This window comes from Fortiea sp. LEGE XX443, assembly GCF_015206815.1.
GTDB lineage: Bacteria > Cyanobacteriota > Cyanobacteriia > Cyanobacteriales > Nostocaceae > Nostoc_B.
Window position 1 is genome coordinate 36,476 of sequence record NZ_JADEXZ010000002.1, and the last position, 15,442, is coordinate 51,917.

Below are 15,442 nucleotides of genomic sequence, written 5' to 3' on the forward strand. Positions count from 1 at the left end.
TACTAGCATTGCAATTAATCGGCACAATTGACAATCAGGTGTGTTAAAGCCTCAATAATGCGATCGCTCTCCATTGGCATGATATTCTTACCGTGCATAATTTCCTGTGTGATCACAAAATGCACTAATGAACCAATGAGTATTCTGGCTGTGGCTTCTGGATCTGGTATGTTCAATTCGGAACAAGATGCTAAATACTTACTGATAGTCTCGATTGCTGGTTTGGCAATGCTACCAATAAACACCTGTGCTAATTCAGGAAACCGGGCTGATTCTCCCATCAGTAGCCGTTCAAATGCTTGATATTCTTGATCATTAACCATCTGATCTAATGCTGTTTTGGCTAACCGTCGCAGCACAATGTAAGGTTCTCCTTGGAGGGGTTGCGTTCCCAAAATCGAATGAAACCGCTTTCTTGCCAGTTTCTCTATTAATGCCCGAAATAACCCTTCTTTATCTTGAAAGTGGCTGTATACTGTGGCTTTAGAAACACTGGCTGCTTCTGCTACTTTATCCATACTCGTAGCAGCATAACCGTGGGCGAGAAACTCCTGCATTGCCCCTTGGAGAATCTTTTCGACTTTCTCTGTTGAATTTGACCGTTCAAATTCTCCCGCTTTTGGGCGTGCCATTTTTCAATATTCCTTATCTTGCAAACCGTCTTAAGAATTTCTGTAGCTGTAACACCTGACGCGAAAGCTTGTCTAGCAATGCTCTTAAATAATAAATACTTTTTGGCGATCGCCTCCGGCGGGGCGGAGCATCGTCACTTGAATAAACTAATCGGTTTAGTATACTCTAATTATATAACTACACGGTTTAGTTTTATATTCCACACTTCATTGTTCTCTCATAACCGTTGAGCATCTACATCCAAACTGGGTCACGACATTTACCAAAATTCTATCTTTCCTGAATTTGAATCAACCAATTTGGAATGGCTTCAAAGGTATGCTATTGTGCAGAACTCAAAGCTAGGTAAGCCGATATCTCGTCAGTCAATTCTCCGTCCACCCTTTTTTATCGCCGCTATTGTATTTTTAACCGTAATTGGCAGCAGTATTTTTACTGCATTGAAATTTCGGGAAGCGGCTAATCAAAAGGCGCAAGAAGCAACAGTAATGTTACCAGAAATCAAAACGGTAACAGCTTTAGGACGAATCGAACCAAAAGGAAAAGTTATTAAACTTTCAGCTTCGACATCAACTGAAGTCAGTCGAGTCGAGCAATTGTTAATTAAAGAAGGGGATAAAGTAAAAGCAGGGCAAGTAATTGCCATTTTAGACAATCGCGATCGCTTAGAAGCAGCATTTAAAGAAGCACAAGAACAAGTAAAAGTCGCCCAGGCTAATCTAAATCGTACCCAAGCCGGGGCGAAATGGGGCGAAATTACGGCTCAAACAGCCAAAATTGCGGGAATAGAAGCAGAACGCCAAGGTAATATTGCTGCCCAAACCGCAACTGTGGCGCGGTTACAAGCCGAAGTCCGAAACGCTGTCATCGAAGACAAGCGCTATCAAACCCTTTATCAAGAAGGTGCAATTTCAGTTTCCCAACGAGATAGCAAAAGTTTAAATTTAGAAACAGCCCAAAAAACTCTCCAAGAAGCCCAAGCGCAGTTGCATCGTATTCAAACGGCTAGTCAGCAACAACTCAAAGAAGCCACAGCCACACTAGACCAAATTACCGAAGTACCGAAAGTGGATGTAGAAGTTGTGCAAGCAGAAGTGAATCGGGCGGTAGCTGCCATGAATCGGGCAAAGATAAATCTAAAACAAGCTTACGTGCGATCGCTCCAAGATGGTCAAGTATTTGAAATCCACACCCGTCCTGGGGAGTTAGTAGGCAATAATGGCATTGCGGATATTGGACAAACCAGCCAGATGTATGTTGTCGCTGAAGTTTATGAAAGCGACATCGGCAAAGTCAATCCAGGACAAAAAGTGCAAATAATGGGTGATTTTTTGCCGATTGAATTGCAGGGAACAGTAGAACGCAAAGGTTTACAAGTACGGCGACAAAATCTAGTCAATACTGACCCCATGAGCAATATCGATAACAGAGTAGTAGAAGTGTATATCCGACTGGATAAAACATCCAGTCAAAAAGCAGCCACTCTCAGCAATATGCAAGTCAAAGCAGTAATTGGACTTTGATTCTTGCTCCCCTTCCCTTGTAGGGAAGGGGTTGGGGGTTAGGTTTGAGAGAAAGTTGCACTCAGCACGGGCTGAACGCCCCGCTACCGCTAACAAAACTCAGCACTTATTATGATGGGATTTATCAAACAAATACAGCGACGCACACCTTTAGGGTGGCTGCAACTGAGTCATGAAAAAAGTCGTCTGTTGGTAGCATTATCAGGCATTGCCTTTGCTGATGTGCTGATGTTTATGCAGCTTGGCTTTGAGACTGCACTGTATGACAGTAACACGAGACTGCATCGGAGTTTAGAAGCAGACATCGTGTTACTCAGTCCCCAAGGCCGGAACATACAAAGTCTGTCTTCGTTTTCGCGGCGACGCTTGTACCAAGCGATGGATGTACCGGGGGTAAACTCAGCCGAACCAATGTATTTCAGTAACAGTATTTGGAAGAATCCCCAAACGCGACGTGAAACGGGGGTGTTAGTCATTGGGTTCAATCCCAATAAACCAGCCTTTGACTTACCCGATGTCAACCAACAATTGCAGACGATCGCACTACCTAATAATGTTCTGTTTGACCGTGGTGCTAGAGGTGATTATCAAAAAGCGATCGCGCAAATTGATCAAGGTAAAATTCTCACCACAGAAATAGAACGCCGCACAATTAGAATTACGGGATTATTCCAAGTTGGTGCGTCTTTTGGGGCGGATGGAAGCCTAATTACTAGCGATCAAAACTTTTTGCGGATATTTCCCCGCCGGCAGTCAAGTACTATCAGTTTGGGTTTAATTCAGGTAAAACCAGGCTATGACTCCAAAAAAGTCGCAATGGCATTAAAATCACACCTCAGAGATGATGTCAAGGTGCTGACTCATGCCGAATTTATTGAATTTGAGAACAACTTTTGGCGAACCAACTCACCCATTGGATTTATTTTCAGCCTGGGTGTATCAATGGGGTTTGTTGTGGGAGTAATTATTGTTTATCAAGTTCTTTCCACTGATGTCAATGCCCATATTAGAGAATATGCCACTTTTAAGGCTATTGGGTATCGCAATTACTATTTGCTAAATGTGGTGTTTGAAGAGGCATTGATTTTAGCACTACTAGGTTTTATCCCAGGAGTAGCAGTATCTTTGGGACTTTACCAGCTAACTCGCGCCGCCACAAATTTACCAATGTATATGACTTTAATGCGGGGGTTGCAAGTCATAATTTTAACTTTTATTATGTGTGCGATTTCAGGAGCGATCGCTACTCGTAAACTTCAATCTGCTGACCCTGCGGATATGTTCTAGAACTAGTCATTTGTCATTTGTGACTACTAAGGAATTAAAAATAACGAATTACGAATTATTCATGACTCACAAACCGATTATTTCCATAGATAATCTCAATCACTATTTTGGTCATGGGCAGTTACGTAAGCAAGTCTTGTTTAAAATTAACTTAGAAATTCATGCTGGTGAAATTATTATTTTGACTGGCCCTTCTGGTTCTGGTAAGACTACTCTGTTGACTTTAGTGGGTGGGTTGCGTTCTCCACAGTTTGGTAGCTTGCAGGTTTTAGGACAAGAACTTTGCGGTGCTAGAGCCGAACAATTAGTGCAGACACGCCGCCATAACGGTTATATTTTTCAGGCACACAACCTGCATGGTAGTTTGACAGCAGTTCAGAACGTCAAAATAGGTTTGGAATTACACCAAAATATTAGCGCCCAAGAAATGCAAACCCGCTCAATTCAGATGCTAGAGCAGGTTGGTTTGGGAAATCACTTGCATTACTATCCTGATAAACTTTCAGGCGGGCAAAAACAACGAGTAGCGATCGCCCGCGCTTTGGTAAGCTATCCACAGATTGTCTTAGCAGATGAACCTACCGCCGCCCTCGATAGTCAGTCAGGTCGAGATGTCGTGAACCTCATGCAAAAACTCGCCAAAGAACAAGGCTGTACTATCTTAATGGTGACTCATGACCATCGCATTTTAGACATTGCCGATCGCATTGTGCAGATGGAAGATGGCAAGCTAGTGCAAGCAGTCAAGATGTGAAATTATTCACAAACTCGTCGTCTGTTTGTAACACTGCCGTCACAAACCTGTGTGATATTAAATGCTGTATTTGGTTACAAAATGCTTTCTTTTGGGTTTAAGGTAGGGAATCCTACCTTTTTTTATCTACGCTACTAAACACACTCATTGGTAATTTAAAAAAGTATGATTAATCTTAATGGCTCGACTTTCCATTACCTGTGTAAACAAATCTGTTGGCAGCGCATTTTCTACAGGTAAAACTCCAGGTTTGTTAAGTTTGCCTTCGAGGATTAATTGAGCAATACTACCAGTACCGCAACCAGTAGCTACACTGGCATTATCGTGCAACACAGTTGAAATATAAACAGCTGTCGCACCATTTTTTTTGCCTATAACTTCAGAGCGTACTGCTACGCCAATACCACTAAAACGATTAGTGAAATCTGTCATTGTATGGCTGACATGAGATAAAAATTCAATCATGCCACGACGTTGCATTAACCATTTAGGAAAAACATGTGCTGCAATCCAGGTCAGATGATTGTAATAATCTGGAAATGAACCAAATTTGGTAACTACAGTTTTAACTGAGGGGAAGGCATAGGGCAGTGTAAAGGTTTCTGGCATATCAAACCAGTAAACTCCATTACGTTTATAATGTGGAAAGTCAACTAATTCTCTTTCACTATAAGGTTTGACTTCTTGCCATTTACCGTCTATCCAAGCTTCAAAAGGATGTTGTAAGCCCAGAAAAGTTGTTCGCATCACGGTGATGCCAGCCCCACCAGAACCACCGACTAAATAATACAGATTTATCTTCTCTGCTTCATCAAATTGTTCCACACCCTGACGCACCATACTGTTAGAAATGCCAGGGAAAATACCTGTGTTAATTATTGCAGTGACACCAGCGGCAACAGCTTGTTCGTGATAATTTAAAACTTTACTGGTGAAAGAACGGTGGTCGCTCACATCTACATAGTTAACGCCATGTTCAATACAGATTTTCAGAACATTGGCATCACGGTAGTGAAACGGGCCAGCACAGTGGACTACTAAATCAGAGTTAGCGATCGCCTCTCGTAGTTTATCCACTTCTGCTAAGTCTAAAATTAAATACTGCTCTCGCTTTCCTAAAGGCAAGCTATGAGTCTCTGGGGAGCGTCCAGTGATGGTAATTTTGGCTTGCGTATGGGCAGCAATATCCTGGGCGACACTGCTACCAATTCGCCCCCTTCCTCCAAGAATTAAAACGCGGTCTGTCATTACTCCGATAAGGGTAACATTACTTATATTTGACCAGTTTCTTGCTGCGTTTGTCATCGGTTACAAGTATGACTTGTCTACCAATATAGGAAGATAAGTGCAGGACTAACGCATACATAAAAATTGTCTTTTGATATCTGAACTCTGTTTCAATCAACAAATTTTGTCAAATATATAAGTCTACATATATTTAATAAGCTTTTGTAATATTATAGGTTGCCAGTAGACAAAATAATTTAATATTTTCTTTATATTTTGAATAGTGCTGATACACATTCATCCAAGCCAGGAACGATAGTAATGAGAATGTGCCTTGTGAACTCAAAAATATTACGTCAGCTTTGGTCTGTAGTCGAACAAACCCAAAGCAGCACGCTCCTTGGACTCAGTGACACAGATTTGGTTAAGCTCTTGTTAGGACAGATTGAGAGCAATAAAGTCCTGAATCATGAAGAGACTTGTAGCCTAACAGATTACATTTATTCTAGAATTTTGCTTATACGTGATTTAGCACAATCACGTTCAGCATAAATTTACAATTGCCAACACTAAAAGAGTCTTCTTGCTAACCTTTCAGTAGAAGAGTCAACTCACAATCCTTGATTATTGTTTCTTGAAAAATGGCTGAAGTAAACTACCTAAAACGGTTCCTATTTTTTACAGCGCAGAATTTCAGTAGCCCTTCAGCTATTTCGCAAAATTAATATTTCTAGGTTAAGATAAAAAGCTTATTTAAGTATATATTTTTTTGTCTATACTTTTAGCCTTTCATCTCAAGAATTACCTAGGATTAATGTGCCGTCTAAGCCCCCAGCCTGGATTAACAATGGCTGCCAAATCTTCTTCAGATAATTTATCAATCTCAGCCTCTATTTCTTCGATTGTGAAATCATAGCCGCGTTCTTTTGCAATCTTAATAAATGCTTCTGGATTAGCTGTTGCTTTCAGTCTTTCCTTTAATGCTTGATCTTCTTTGACTGCTTTCAAAAGTTGTGCAGCGTTTTGCCGTGTCATGACAGTTCATCTCCTATATTGAATAGCCAAATTTAAATGTTTTAATTCGACTCCTCTGGATTTGTAGAAATTATCAAAAAATCACCCACTAGGTTACGGTAATGATTATCGCTTCTCCACTAAGATTTAGCAGCATCCATAATTTACGAGCTTCGCACTACTTTTAAATTGCACCATTTTTATTTATTTGTCTTGTACCGTTGGGAAGAACAAGCAACAATATCAAATAACTTAGATATTGCTTAAGACTTATTCCTTGCTCAACTTGAATAAAATTTTAAACATTTTTTAGTTAGCGATCGCATCTGTTATATTCATTTAAACTTAGGTAAGCGATCGCACACTTCTGTATCCTAGATACTACTACACGGAAGTAATTAGTAAATCATTTCAAATTTATGACTTTATGCAATAATTAGTAAGTTGTGGTATTATTTAAAAATTTAATGAGTAAATTTCAGATTGATATTGATTTCAGTAGTATAGAGTTAAATACCCTAGACACAGACGAAGATTTTAAAAGAGAGGCAAAAACATTATTACCTCAAGCATTACAAAAGCTAGGTGAGAGTGTAGGGGAACAAACCTGGGAAGAATTACAGAAAAATTTAAAACAAGTAGGAAGTAAATCCAAAGGTTCTCAACTAGAGAAACGAAAGTTTATACAAGAAACAGGAAGAACTTATCAACGCAAGGCAAGTAGTAGAGAAAAACAAGAACTAGAAGACTATATAGTAGAACAATTACGTAATCTACAAAATCAAAAAGGTAGATAAATCTGCGCTTCTTTAGGATGTGTTTAAGCTTTCAGCAGCCAATACTGAGAAGCTTGATTTCTCAGCATTGGCTTACCAAATTTTTAAATGCCAACTTTTTCCAAAACGGCACAGTTAGCGCAAATAAAAAGAACTTTATCCGTTGCGTAACCAGTACAGCACTGCGGAAATAACGTCACCATTTAAGACAGGCAAAAAGTTGATAAAATAACAATTCCTTCGTTTGACTTGTTATACTAGCACTTTCTCAAGCCTGCTTAACTTCTTCATACCAAATACCGACTTTTTCAAAAGCAGCATAAGATAACTTGAGAAAATGGACTACTCGTTGTTTACTGAGAATGCCAAATTCTTTATATTCTCGTGCTTCTGAGAAGGTCATGCGAGTTTGATCAATAATATTTCTTTCCCTGTATGCCAACTTTGGAAAATCTACAACCTGAACGTTATATTTTTGAACTAACTGCTGCATGTTTGGGTCAGAATCAACGTGTTCCCAATCGTCGCATAGTCCACAATTCCGCACTAGCACATGAGGGATTTTATCACCGTAGCTATTGACAGACTGTACAAACAAATTCAGGCTGTCATAGCCACCTGTAGTTACAAACCACTTGCAAAAACTGACTCCTTCAGCACTTCCCAGTTCAATTAACTGATTTTTCTCAATCCAGTTTTTCACGGCGCGATGAGTTTGTGCAGCCAGATTCACAATTACTGGTTTAGACATTGCCATCTCAAAGATTCTATCGGCCTTATCTGCTTGGCGCTCGTCTTCTGTAAACACAGCATACTGACACATCCCTTTATAAACACCAGCTACATCAGGATTAGACCTGTCTGTTTCTATTGGCACAAAGGGGATTTTCTTATCCAGACAATATTGAATCATTGTCCGGGTGACTAAAGATTTTCCTACCCCACCCTTTTCACCATCTATTAAATGAATCGTTGGCATAACAGATACCCCTAACATTTATTGAAGTCACTTCCTTTCTTCAGCGCCGATTGTAGCTGATTGCGTAAGAAATAAATACTTTCTTGCAGTGTTATAGCAGCTGACAGGGGACAGGTGACAGAGTTAAAAATCTTTTGGTGTCAAGTTTTATCATCTATCGATTTCCTGACTACCTTGGCTATTGCTATAATTCTGCTTTGGGTTTTTGTTCTAACCTCTCTATTCCTGACAAGGTAGCTGGGAGCCGTAGCCCGTCGTAGACATCGCTCTTTTGTTAACTATTATTTTCTTTAAGGCAAAATCTCAAAGCTATCGCAGTGCTGAGGTCGATATAATCTAAAATCACGCTGATCTAAAGTAAATATTTTTTTAATGCCATAGCGTTCAGCTATAGCCATAACACTTGCATCTACAAAATCAATCCGACTATCTGCATACTCATCCAAGATTTCCGCCACATGAATTACATCTTGATCTGTTAAAGCTACTAAACTAAATCGACTCGCAGATAGTCTTTGCAAAAAAGCTACTACTGTCGCTATACCTGCATTACGTCCTACCAAATAAGCTAATTCTGCCAATACTATTTGTGGTAACAAAATTCGTCTACGACTTACATGTGAGACAATTTAAGCAGCTAATAATGCGATCGCACTTACTTTTCCACCGCTTTGTTTTTGAGGTTTTCTGAAAGGCGATCGATCGCTCATCTCGAAAAACAGGCGTTAGCCTAGTTTATCGGAGGTATCGCATACCGTGCAATCATAGGATCAGCGATCGCTACTCTCGAATTGCCCCAGATTATAACGCTTTACACGGATCAGATACCTGAAAATATTGCGATCGCGGTATGAGTTTCTCATTGAATGCAGAGATGGCTGTTGTTTGAACAAATGCTACCTTCCGCAAGGCGAAGGACATATCTTGGGAAAAAAATGTCAAGTTATATTAACTTTTGCAACATTTTATGATAATTTTGTAACAGATTTCTGAAGCAAAAGCGTGCAAATGCTCTTGCCTCAGTTTTCTTGCTAGTTGTAAATACAATAAACTTAGGTCTGTAATATGCCAATTACGATTGACTCGGCTCGTGGTATTTTTCCAGAAACCCTATCTGCTGATGCAGTGCCAGCCACAATCGCTAGATTTAAACAACTTAGTGCTGAAGATCAGCTGGCATGGACTTGGTTCGCTTATCTTGAAATGGGTAAGACAATTACTGTTGCTGCTCCAGGGGCTGCTAGTATGCAGTTTGCAGAAGCAACTCTGAATCAAATTCGGCAAATGAATTTCGCTGAACAGTCCCAGGTTATGTGTGATCTAGCCAACAATGCTGACACGCCAATTTGTCGCACCTATGCTACTTGGTCTGCAAATATCAAGTTAGGTTTCTGGTATCAACTTGGACAATGGATGGATCAAGGTATTGTTGCTCCGATTCCTGCTGGTTATCAGCTTTCTGCCAATGCTTCAGCAGTGCTGCAAGCAGTCAGAGAACTGGATCAAGGACAACAAATTACAGTCTTACGTAATTCTGTAGTTGACATGGGATTTGATCCGAAGAAGTTGGGTGACTACACCAGAGTCTCTGAACCTGTTGTTGCTCCCAAGGAAATGTCACAAAGAACTCAAGTCACCATCGAAGGCATTACTAATGAAACGGTGCTGAGTTACATGAACAACCTTAATGCTAACGACTTTGGAGCATTAATTGATCTGTTCGCGCCTGATGCTGCTCTGCAACCTCCTTTCCAAAGACCAATCGTTGGTAGAGATGCTATCCTGCGATTTTTTAATGAAGAATGCCAAAACCTCAAATTGATACCAGAGCGAGGCGTTGCTGAACCAGCCGAAGATGGTTACACCCAAGTCAAAGTTACTGGCAAAGTCCAAACTCCGTGGTTTGGTGCTGAGGTAGGAATGAATATGGCTTGGCGGTTCTTAATCAATCCCAAGGGCAAAATTTTCTTTGTGGCAATTGATTTGTTGGCATCTCCTAAAGAACTGTTAAATTTAGTTCGCTAGAGAACTGCTCTGTGCAGATACACATTTAATGACTGTGTGGGCGCTCTCTAGCCAAGGGCGCTCCTCTTTTTTGAAGTAAATGTTACAAGTCGATAAAATAAGCAACCACCTAGATTTTAAGAGTAATGCAAGTGACTGAAGTTGAATGGTCTACGACGGAGAAGAAAATAGCCCAAGCCGCTTTTGATAGAGCCTATGATCGAGAAATTGAAGCTGTGATCAAAGAAGTTCACCAAAGAGTGAATGTGATTACAAAGCCTAATCACATGTGGCAGTTACATGATTTCTTAAGTGCCAGGAGACACGAGATAGATGGTAAGTACGACTACAGGTATTCAGTTCTGATCTTTGTCTTCGCTAGGTTGATCAAAGAAGGTTGGCTGCATCTTGATGAGCTACAGGGACTGGAAAAAGATAAGCTGACCAAAGTAGCAGCGCTTACACGCATGTAAAAAATAACTCAGCTTAATACTTGACAGCAGCAGATAGCCCAAAATGCTTTCTGCTGCACTTTAATTGATCTCAAAAGACCTAGGTAATTTAGGATTTAAAATGAATTCACAACAAGGCTAATGAGACTAAATTTTAGTCGCCGTCAATTTATCTTATATGGTTAAGCTACCTTTGCTACCAGTCTGTTACTCAAAGCTTGTAGCAGCAACTAAACGCAGACATCAACAGCGAGTAGTGGTAGTGAAGGGTTTAAAATAGCGATCGCACCTTCTGGAGTCATCAGCGATCAAGCCCTAAGTTAGGACAGGGTGTAGGAGGAGCATCATTGCAGACATCGCCTACACTCTAGCACAGGCGATCGCGTGGTTAAAAACATGAGCCGCTTCATCTTTATTCATCGCCAACAAGATGAAGGAGAAAAGTGACCTCGGCGAAACACAGCTTGCTTTGGTGTTGCATAAATGCGGGATGATTTTCTGATATTTATCTCCCAAAACCTCTTCTTCTCTACGAGACGCTGCGCGTAGACTTCGGCGTGAGCTCAGTCGAACGCTTGCTTCCCCGCAGGCGTATGCGTACTTTGCGTACTTTGCGGTTCATTATTTCATCCCTAAATTCAGCAACGCCCTTGCTTTTATTAAACGTCAAGAATCAACGCTAACTCGAATTAACAATTTCTGATACGCAATAACTTGAAAGGTGCAAATAAACCGAACTATGTAACGGAAAGTAAAGTAGCTTGAAAACCTCTTCCCTTCTGCCTTCTGCCTTGTCATAACGACAATTTTTAACACCGACCTACTTAGTAGACATGTTATGTGGCAACAACCCTCCACGAGAGAGAAAAAAAGCGGTGAAACTAATAGTTTTACCGCTTCGGTGTGGTGTGAGGAGCTTAACTACATATCATGATAAAGTAGCTAACTAGTTTGCTACACGCTCGTAACAATTTTAGTAACAGAATTTTTTTGGTAACTACATAGAACTAATTCACAGAGATAGTCTTTCTATCCAAAATAAAAATCGTAGAAACATAGAATTTCTACGATTTTATAGTGTGGTGTAAGGAGACTTAACTAATCTCATCATATAACCCCTTTCAAGGTTATCGACCCACATTTAATAAAATTTGTAGCAAGATTATCGTTTGATGACATTAACCTAAATTTTTAGGTCTTTAATTCTTTCTGCACTCAATTTTAGATTAAAGCGCCACCACAGCTAGAACCACTCCCAGCAGTACAACCATAGCAATAAGACGCTGTTTTTACTTCAGGAATTAGGTTTAAATTACTAGCTGCAAGTAATTGAGTAACTGTCAAGTTTTCTCCATTGGCATTTTTTGCTGGCAGATTCATCATTTGGTTAAAATCGCAATCATAAATATTGCCCAAATAATCAATTGAAATTTCATGACGACACATTAAATGCTCAATTGTACTGGCATTAAAATGTGACTCTAAAAACTGTAAATAAGGTGTGTACAGTTTTTTGCGCTCTAAATACATTTTTGTTCTACCAACTGGTAGATTTGTGATGGTAAACAGGTGATTAAATACAATATTAAAATTTTCTTTTAAAAACTTTTTATAATCTCTCTCTAAATTATTCTGTTCAGGGGCTAAAGAAAATTTTTCGCCTGTAGGTAACTGGGGATTATAAACTAAATCCAAAATTAAATTAGGTTCTTGACCATAGCCAACTTTATTGAGCCACTGCAAAGCTTTGATAGAATTATCAAACACTCCAGCACCACGCATTTTATCAACATTATCTGCTAAATAACAAGGCAAAGAGGCAACTATTTTGATTTGATGTTGAGCAAAATATTCTGGTAAATCACCAAAGCCATCTTCAAAATAAATAGTCAAATTAGACCGGACAATTACCTGTTTGCCCGTTTTTCTAGCTGCTTCTACTAGCGGTTTAAAACCATAATTCATTTCTGGTGCGCCACCAGTTAAATCAATAATCTCAATTTCGGGAAATTTATGAATTAATTCAATCAACTGTGTGCAAATTTCTGGAGAGAGTTCTTCTGTTCGCTTTGGGCTTGCTTCCACATGACAATGGCTACAAGCCAGGTTACAACGTTTACCCAGGTTAATTTGTAAAACAGTAATTTTATTTTTTGTTAAAGGGATATTTAATTTATGTTTGAATTCAGTAACTTTTGTATTTGGTTCGTTGATTGAGGTAGTTTGCATGGGTTTATTTTCCTAATTTGAAATAAACTGTATCTCTAACTTTGCAATAATCTATAGGCTATACCACTAATAATTGCGGCGATGGGTAAAGTAAAAATCCAGGAAATGATAATTTGATAAAAAACACGGAAATTAACTTTTTTTTCGGTTAATCCCACACCAACAATGGAACTAACTGCAACGTGAGTTGTAGAAATAGGAAGTCCTAAATAACTAGCTGCGATCGCTAAAAATCCAGTAACAATGTTGGCAGATAAACCTTGAATAGAATTCATCGGAGTAATTCTTGTACTCATGGTTTCGGCAATTCTTTGAGAGTTGAGTAAGCCACCCAGTCCCATTGCCATTGCTATAGTTAACATTCCGCCTTGAATTGAAAAATATTCAATAATTAGAATAATAGCAACAAGCTGAGGAGTGTGATTTATTCCTCTGGCAAAACTAACGACTCCAGCGCTGATAAAATGCAGCGTATCTAGCATTTTTTGATTGGTGAACAAGTTAAATTGAGTATGGAAATATTCAAATAACTTGTAAATTCCTGCTCCTAAGAAAATAGCGATGATGGGACTAAAAAATAAAGGTAAGATAAAAGAGCTTACTAATGCAGTAAAATTAACTTTGAGACCGATCGCTACTAATCCAGCCCCTAGTAACCCACCCGTTAAACTGTGAGTTGTAGAAATTGGAAATCCTGTTAAAGCAGCCATTAACACCGTTACACCAGATGAGATCGCCACTGCTAAATGAATTTCTGGGACATTGGCAATTTCATCGGGGAAAATGCCTTGTCCAGAAAAATTTTTTACTAATGCACCAGCCAGAAATATCGAAGTTAATGCACCAGCAAAGGTCATAACAGTCGCCCATAAAATTGCTGTTTGGTAGCTGGTTGTACCACTACCAAACAGCGTTGCTACACCTTTAAAGTTGTCATTCGCTCCATTAGAGTAAGCTAAAAATAGCGTAGCCAAAAACAAACTAATAATTAACATTTTGGAGGTTAAATTTTAACAGCAACCACCACCGTTATAGTGCCAAGTTGAATCAGTTATCATGATTTCTTCTGGCTCTAAATCTGCGAATTTAGCAGCAGTTTTATCACAAACTGCTGCGGGGATACCACGTTGAAGCAGATGACCTACTCCGTCATCAAACAATGATTCTGCACCACAGTAAATTGCTGTCTTGCCAGTAAAAATACAAGCGCCATCTTCTGCGATCGCAACTTTGAAAGAAACCGAATCAAGACTTTCTAAAAGTAGGTTTTCTTCTAGGCTGTAAGTTCGAGAATCGAGTAATCGATAAGGACGACGGGCGCGAATTTCAATTTGACCAAAGCCAGCATCAATAATGCGTTGGGTATACTCTTCGTAGGTAAGTGCGCCTGATAAACACATGGCTCGTAGTCGCTCATCTTGTTGAAGATGGGCGGGAATGGGGCGTGTCGCAATGGGATCACTCATCTGCAACCGTCCACCTGGTTTTAGCACACGATATGCTTCTTTTAAAGCTCTGGTTAAATCTTCTGGTTCAAAAATGTTGAACAGGCAATTCTGCGCGACAATATCCACAGAAGCATCAGCTACAGGCAAATCAAAAGCATCCCCTGGACGAATTTCGACAAAAGTTGGATCAAACCAGGCATTTTCTGTAGCTGCAATTTCTAGGTTACGTGTAGCAGCCTCTCGCATGGCCGCAACTGGTTCAACGGCAATTACAGCACTAGCATGGCGAGAAAAATAAGCGAATTGCAACGCCTCTAAGCCACCACCAACGCCAACATACAGAACAGTTGGTTGGTTAGTGAGTTCCGTGGGGTGAACAGTTGTACCACAACCGTAGTTCATTTCCTGCATGGGCAAAGGAATTTTCAAGCCCGGTAATTGCAAGGGCGAACTTTGGACACAACAAAGTCCTACTTGTGGTGTTTCTGCAACTTCGCGGTAAAATTCTGCCGCTGTTTCTAGATAAGTCATTACAGTCTTGATATTGGTTTTTTCGTAGATACTCAACTCTGTGCATTCTAATATAATGTGAGTTCGACGGATTTAAAACGCTATAATCCCTGTGAATCAAAGGTTTTGAAAGTCAGGTTTCAAGCTTACCTCAGTCATTTGTTGAGAACAGCGTCAATAATTGGCAGATTCAAGGGTTACTGATTTTATTCTCAATAAACATAGAGATTTTTAGAAACTCTTAGTTCTCATCAAAAATCCTGGGTAAGGGTTTATGGCTTTATAACTCATCGAACTCACGTTAATATAACTGACTATTGCTTAAATGAATTTCACTTTAGCTGGATAAATGCAGTTAATTAACTCCCCAGAAGGGAGTAGCAAGTTTATAGTACCGCTTTCTTCAACTCCTTAAATAGGAGTCTGCAACCGTAAGCAGCGATTTGGGAAATGCTATATTAGCGGCAAGTGACATTTGTACTGTCGGCATGGTTAGGTCTAATGTAGCGCCCAGTTGTGGTGCTAATTCTTTGTTGACCATAGGAAGTAGGTTTTGAGAAAGCGATCGCTTTAGTTCCCTGAGTGCATCGGCTTGTAACCTAGAAC

At 39.8% G+C, this 15,442-nt stretch carries 14 protein-coding genes; 6 read left to right on the forward strand and 8 right to left on the reverse strand.

All coding sequences use genetic code 11. The annotated features are described in order from the left end of the window. Positions 1 to 14: 14 nt before the first annotated feature. On the reverse strand, positions 15 to 632 hold the full coding sequence (locus tag IQ259_RS01200) for a TetR/AcrR family transcriptional regulator (protein WP_193879633.1): 618 nt from the start codon (positions 630 to 632) through the stop codon (positions 15 to 17). Between the two features lie 327 nt (positions 633 to 959). Here IQ259_RS01200 and IQ259_RS01205 point away from each other — a divergent pair, with 327 nt between their 5' ends. From IQ259_RS01205 to IQ259_RS01215, 3 genes are all read left to right on the forward strand, one after another. After that, positions 960 to 2,156, forward strand: coding sequence for an ABC exporter membrane fusion protein (locus IQ259_RS01205; protein ID WP_193879636.1), 1,197 nt, complete (start codon positions 960 to 962; stop codon positions 2,154 to 2,156). Between the two features lie 111 nt (positions 2,157 to 2,267). After that, a complete protein-coding gene (gene devC, locus IQ259_RS01210; protein WP_370567989.1) occupies positions 2,268 to 3,443 on the forward strand; it encodes an ABC transporter permease DevC in 1,176 nt (391 codons plus the stop codon). 61 nt (positions 3,444 to 3,504) lie between these two features. After that, a complete protein-coding gene (locus IQ259_RS01215; RefSeq protein WP_193879641.1) occupies positions 3,505 to 4,197 on the forward strand; it encodes a DevA family ABC transporter ATP-binding protein in 693 nt (230 codons plus the stop codon). A gap of 144 nt (positions 4,198 to 4,341) precedes the next feature. Here the strand turns inward: IQ259_RS01215 and IQ259_RS01220 are convergent, their stop codons facing one another. Together IQ259_RS01220 and IQ259_RS01225 are read right to left on the reverse strand one after the other, a co-directional pair. Continuing rightward, complete coding sequence (locus IQ259_RS01220; RefSeq protein ID WP_193879644.1) at positions 4,342 to 5,445, reverse strand: saccharopine dehydrogenase family protein; 1,104 nt, start codon at positions 5,443 to 5,445, stop codon at positions 4,342 to 4,344. A gap of 780 nt (positions 5,446 to 6,225) precedes the next feature. After that, a complete protein-coding gene (locus tag IQ259_RS01225) occupies positions 6,226 to 6,459 on the reverse strand; it encodes a Nif11-like leader peptide family natural product precursor (RefSeq protein ID WP_193879647.1) in 234 nt (77 codons plus the stop codon). A 446-nt stretch (positions 6,460 to 6,905) separates the two neighbouring features. On the opposite strand from IQ259_RS01225, the gene IQ259_RS01230 reads away from it, so the two are divergent. Further along, the gene (locus IQ259_RS01230) at positions 6,906 to 7,235 is read left to right on the forward strand and encodes a hypothetical protein (protein WP_193880086.1); all 330 of its coding nucleotides are present in this window, start codon (positions 6,906 to 6,908) and stop codon (positions 7,233 to 7,235) included. A 247-nt stretch (positions 7,236 to 7,482) separates the two neighbouring features. Here IQ259_RS01230 and IQ259_RS01235 read toward each other — a convergent pair whose 3' ends face one another. Continuing rightward, the gene (locus IQ259_RS01235; RefSeq protein ID WP_193879650.1) at positions 7,483 to 8,193 is read right to left on the reverse strand and encodes a mobilization protein; all 711 of its coding nucleotides are present in this window, start codon (positions 8,191 to 8,193) and stop codon (positions 7,483 to 7,485) included. A 290-nt stretch (positions 8,194 to 8,483) separates the two neighbouring features. Next, positions 8,484 to 8,792, reverse strand: a complete 309-nt coding sequence (locus tag IQ259_RS01240; protein ID WP_228014282.1) for a type II toxin-antitoxin system VapC family toxin — start codon at positions 8,790 to 8,792, stop codon at positions 8,484 to 8,486. A 466-nt stretch (positions 8,793 to 9,258) separates the two neighbouring features. On the opposite strand from IQ259_RS01240, the gene IQ259_RS01245 reads away from it, so the two are divergent. After that, entirely contained in the window at positions 9,259 to 10,218 is a 960-nt protein-coding gene (locus tag IQ259_RS01245) for an orange carotenoid-binding protein (protein ID WP_193879653.1), read from the forward strand. A gap of 125 nt (positions 10,219 to 10,343) precedes the next feature. Continuing rightward, positions 10,344 to 10,670, forward strand: coding sequence for a hypothetical protein (locus tag IQ259_RS01250; RefSeq protein WP_193879656.1), 327 nt, complete (start codon positions 10,344 to 10,346; stop codon positions 10,668 to 10,670). 1,200 nt (positions 10,671 to 11,870) lie between these two features. Here the strand turns inward: IQ259_RS01250 and arsS are convergent. The 3 genes from arsS to arsM are packed head-to-tail and all read right to left on the reverse strand — an operon-like array spanning position 11,871 to position 14,857. Then, entirely contained in the window at positions 11,871 to 12,878 is a 1,008-nt protein-coding gene (gene arsS / locus IQ259_RS01255) for an arsenosugar biosynthesis radical SAM (seleno)protein ArsS (RefSeq protein WP_193879659.1), read from the reverse strand. A gap of 35 nt (positions 12,879 to 12,913) precedes the next feature. Further along, positions 12,914 to 13,873, reverse strand: a complete 960-nt coding sequence (locus IQ259_RS01260; protein ID WP_193879662.1) for an inorganic phosphate transporter — start codon at positions 13,871 to 13,873, stop codon at positions 12,914 to 12,916. A 15-nt stretch (positions 13,874 to 13,888) separates the two neighbouring features. Beyond that, positions 13,889 to 14,857, reverse strand: coding sequence for an arsenosugar biosynthesis arsenite methyltransferase ArsM (arsM, locus tag IQ259_RS01265; protein ID WP_193879665.1), 969 nt, complete (start codon positions 14,855 to 14,857; stop codon positions 13,889 to 13,891). Positions 14,858 to 15,442 lie beyond the last annotated feature (585 nt).

Coding starts and splice junctions, on each gene's coding strand:
- IQ259_RS01215 (WP_193879641.1), top strand. CDS start 3,505: ATGACTCACAAACCGATTATTTCCATAGATAATCTCAATCACTATTTT.
- IQ259_RS01200 (WP_193879633.1), bottom strand. CDS start 632: ATGGCACGCCCAAAAGCGGGAGAATTTGAACGGTCAAATTCAACAGAG.
- IQ259_RS01260 (WP_193879662.1), bottom strand. CDS start 13,873: ATGTTAATTATTAGTTTGTTTTTGGCTACGCTATTTTTAGCTTACTCT.
- IQ259_RS01250 (WP_193879656.1), top strand. CDS start 10,344: ATGCAAGTGACTGAAGTTGAATGGTCTACGACGGAGAAGAAAATAGCC.
- IQ259_RS01230 (WP_193880086.1), top strand. CDS start 6,906: ATGAGTAAATTTCAGATTGATATTGATTTCAGTAGTATAGAGTTAAAT.
- arsM (WP_193879665.1), bottom strand. CDS start 14,857: ATGACTTATCTAGAAACAGCGGCAGAATTTTACCGCGAAGTTGCAGAA.
- IQ259_RS01225 (WP_193879647.1), bottom strand. CDS start 6,459: ATGACACGGCAAAACGCTGCACAACTTTTGAAAGCAGTCAAAGAAGAT.
- IQ259_RS01235 (WP_193879650.1), bottom strand. CDS start 8,193: ATGCCAACGATTCATTTAATAGATGGTGAAAAGGGTGGGGTAGGAAAA.
- IQ259_RS01220 (WP_193879644.1), bottom strand. CDS start 5,445: ATGACAGACCGCGTTTTAATTCTTGGAGGAAGGGGGCGAATTGGTAGC.
- arsS (WP_193879659.1), bottom strand. CDS start 12,878: ATGCAAACTACCTCAATCAACGAACCAAATACAAAAGTTACTGAATTC.
- devC (WP_370567989.1), top strand. CDS start 2,268: ATGATGGGATTTATCAAACAAATACAGCGACGCACACCTTTAGGGTGG.
- IQ259_RS01245 (WP_193879653.1), top strand. CDS start 9,259: ATGCCAATTACGATTGACTCGGCTCGTGGTATTTTTCCAGAAACCCTA.